A 2,704-nucleotide genomic window follows, 5' to 3' on the forward strand; every position below is an offset into this window, starting at 1 on the left:
GGTTTGCTCATCCCCAGATAAAGTAATCCCACCAAAGCGACTGTATGGACTCCAATCGTGAATCCAATCGCAAGCACTTTCTGCTTAGAGGGTGGCTTTTTGAAATCTTTCATAAATTACTTTATAGGGGCGGTAAGCAAGCCGACTTGTGCGAGACCGGCATCCTGTAGGGCAGACATGAGTTTCATGACTTCGCCATAAGGACGAGTCTCACTCCCATTAATCAAAACGCTAAGCTGTTTGTTCGCAGTCTGTGCTTCATTTTGTGCATTGGTCAGGACTGTTTTTAATTCATCGAGCGTTAACACATCATTTGCGTGATTTTTATCTTCTAATTTAATCGTACCATCTGCTTCTAAAGTCACGATCGCAGGGCGGTCCTCAGCTTGAATTGGATTGCTATTGGCTTGTGGCAAATCAACCTTAATACCGGTAGTAATCATAGGTGCCGTCACCATAAAAATCACCAGAAGCACCAACATCACGTCAATATAAGGCACGACGTTCATGTCACTTTTCAGTGGTTTTTTAATACGCTCAAAGCGTCCTGAACGTTGAATAGCCATTAGTCATTGTCCTGAGGCTGGCCAAGTGACTGACGTTGTAACAGGGCCACCATTTCTTCTGCGAACAGGGCACGATCAGAATAAACTGCTTCACCTTTAGCTGTGTAATGGTTGAATGCCAATACTGCTGGAATGGCAGCAAATAAACCAATTGCGGTTGCAATTAAAGCTTCCGCAATGCCTGGCGCTACAGTTGCTAGCGTGACCTGATCCACATCTGCCAGACCAATGAAAGCATTCATGATGCCCCAGACTGTACCGAACAGACCGACATAAGGCGCAACTGAACCGATACTGGCCAAGGCACCTAAGCCATTTTCCAGGCTACCCTGATCACGGCTTAAGCCCACGCGCAGAATACGTTCAGTGCCTTCAATCGACTGGGTGGTAGAGGCATTGCGTTTTTTCAGTTTAAGAAACTCACCCAGGCCCTGATAGAAAATATCTTCCAGACCGGTACGTTTAGAGTTCAGCTGAGCATTGTTATAAAGGGTATTCAGTTCAGCACCAGACCAGAAGATCTTCTGAAAATGTTCATCTTCAGCCTGTGCTTTTTTGTAGCCCATGTAAAGCTTGGCAATCAGATACCAGCTATACAGAGATGCCAGTAAAAGAGACAGCATAACCAGTTGTACGACAGGGCTTGCTTGTAAAATAAGATCTGATACTTGTAGGGATGATGCTAACTCGGTTGCCATAGTGTTTACATGTGCCAATTCATTTTTTTAATCTTGTTCCAATTCTTGTCGAATCAGGTCGCGTATTTCATCAGGTAGGCGACGTGGACGCATATCAGCGCCGATACAGGCCAGCTCTACCTCACCCGATGCAAGCATGATTTCACCACGATAAATATTTTGTTGCAATACAAAAGATGAAGCTTTAAGTGAAACGACACTTGCAGTGACGGTAATTAAGTCATCCATCATAATAGGACGCGAATATTTCACGTTAATTTTATGTACGACAAAATTGTAATCTTTTTGATGCCAGTAGTGGCTAATGCCTGATGCACGCAGCCATTCGGTACGTGTACGTTCCATAAAGCGAATATGATTGGCGTGATAGACAATGCCACCCGCATCTGTGTCTTCAATATAAACGCGGATATTGAATTCAAATTTATTCGCCATAATGCTTTTCCATTGGTTTTACATGCAGATTAATGCTGCTTTCTGCACCTAATTTTGAGCTTAGAATTTGCCAAAATCAGGCTACAAGTCAAGTGATATCAGGCTGGGCAGTTTAGCATACTGACTTCTTTGACCAATGGCACAAGATTTCAAAGACGTGAAAAATTTTACCTGTAGGGGCGGTATTAGAGAGACCGCTAGCGATAAGAACTAATCAATTAATTTTTAAACAGTCCTACATTGAACTGGATGATTGTCATAGTCGCCTTTAAAGAAAATGGATTGCGTATCGCGGTTTATGGACAGTACATAACTTGGACTGTTATGAGGGTGATCACGATCTACCCAGCGAATTTGAGGAAGTTGAAGTAGGGGTTGAGCGTTGACGTAAGTCACTGAAGCTTCACCATTCCAGCAGGCATTTTCGGTACAGATGGAAACATGTTTATGACGATTGACTGAGATTGTTAATTTATCTGGTGAAGAACTAGATGGGTTTTTAATACAATTTGGATGCGGGCAAAGACTTTGCAAAATTGCATTATTGCACTCCCAGACATCTTGGGCAGAAGTTATTGCTGGATATAAAATAGCGCAGGTCGCCAATAAGAACACTTTCATGACTTAATCCTCATTGAATACTTTTTTATAGTCTTAGAATGCCTATGTGCTGATTTTTATTTGTATTTTAAAAACTATGTATGGAAGAAAATTTAATCAGAATAGACAGTTTAAGCTTTATATTTTTTCTAAAGAATTTTAATCACTTTTTATTTTAAGTGAGTATTGCTTCTCATTTTTTAAATTTAAAAGTTTTATATAGACCAATCAATATCTTCAAAGAGAGGATTTGTAGCGAACGGTAAAGAGTAAGCATAATATGTAATAAAGAATTAAAGTTTTAAATCATATAATATTTAACATGCTTGAATATTAGACGATAAGACAGGAGATATTGAAGCAAAAATATATTTGAAAATACAAGTTATTTAGACAGCTTTTAAA

The 2,704-nt window shown here is 40.1% G+C and carries 4 protein-coding genes; all 4 read right to left on the minus strand.

The features are described 5' to 3' along the window. Positions 1 to 116: 116 nt before the first annotated feature. Complete coding sequence (gene tolR, locus B4033_RS11235) at positions 117 to 566, minus strand: protein TolR (protein WP_004815110.1); 450 nt, start codon at positions 564 to 566, stop codon at positions 117 to 119. After that, a complete protein-coding gene (gene tolQ / locus B4033_RS11240) occupies positions 566 to 1,264 on the minus strand; it encodes a protein TolQ (protein WP_004815111.1) in 699 nt (232 codons plus the stop codon). The genes tolR and tolQ overlap by 1 nt, the downstream gene beginning before the upstream one ends. 27 nt (positions 1,265 to 1,291) lie before the next feature. Continuing rightward, entirely contained in the window at positions 1,292 to 1,699 is a 408-nt protein-coding gene (ybgC, locus tag B4033_RS11245) for a tol-pal system-associated acyl-CoA thioesterase (RefSeq protein ID WP_004815113.1), read from the minus strand. Positions 1,700 to 1,924: 225 nt separating this feature from the next. Then, a complete protein-coding gene (locus B4033_RS11250) occupies positions 1,925 to 2,320 on the minus strand; it encodes a hypothetical protein (protein WP_286834063.1) in 396 nt (131 codons plus the stop codon). Positions 2,321 to 2,704: the final 384 nt, after the last annotated feature.

The sequence above is a fragment of the Acinetobacter sp. UBA3132 genome, assembly GCF_002364825.1.
Lineage (GTDB): Bacteria > Pseudomonadota > Gammaproteobacteria > Pseudomonadales > Moraxellaceae > Acinetobacter > Acinetobacter schindleri.

Coding starts and splice junctions, on each gene's coding strand:
- ybgC (WP_004815113.1), bottom strand. CDS start 1,699: ATGGCGAATAAATTTGAATTCAATATCCGCGTTTATATTGAAGACACA.
- B4033_RS11250 (WP_286834063.1), bottom strand. CDS start 2,320: ATGAAAGTGTTCTTATTGGCGACCTGCGCTATTTTATATCCAGCAATA.
- tolR (WP_004815110.1), bottom strand. CDS start 566: ATGGCTATTCAACGTTCAGGACGCTTTGAGCGTATTAAAAAACCACTG.
- tolQ (WP_004815111.1), bottom strand. CDS start 1,264: ATGGCAACCGAGTTAGCATCATCCCTACAAGTATCAGATCTTATTTTA.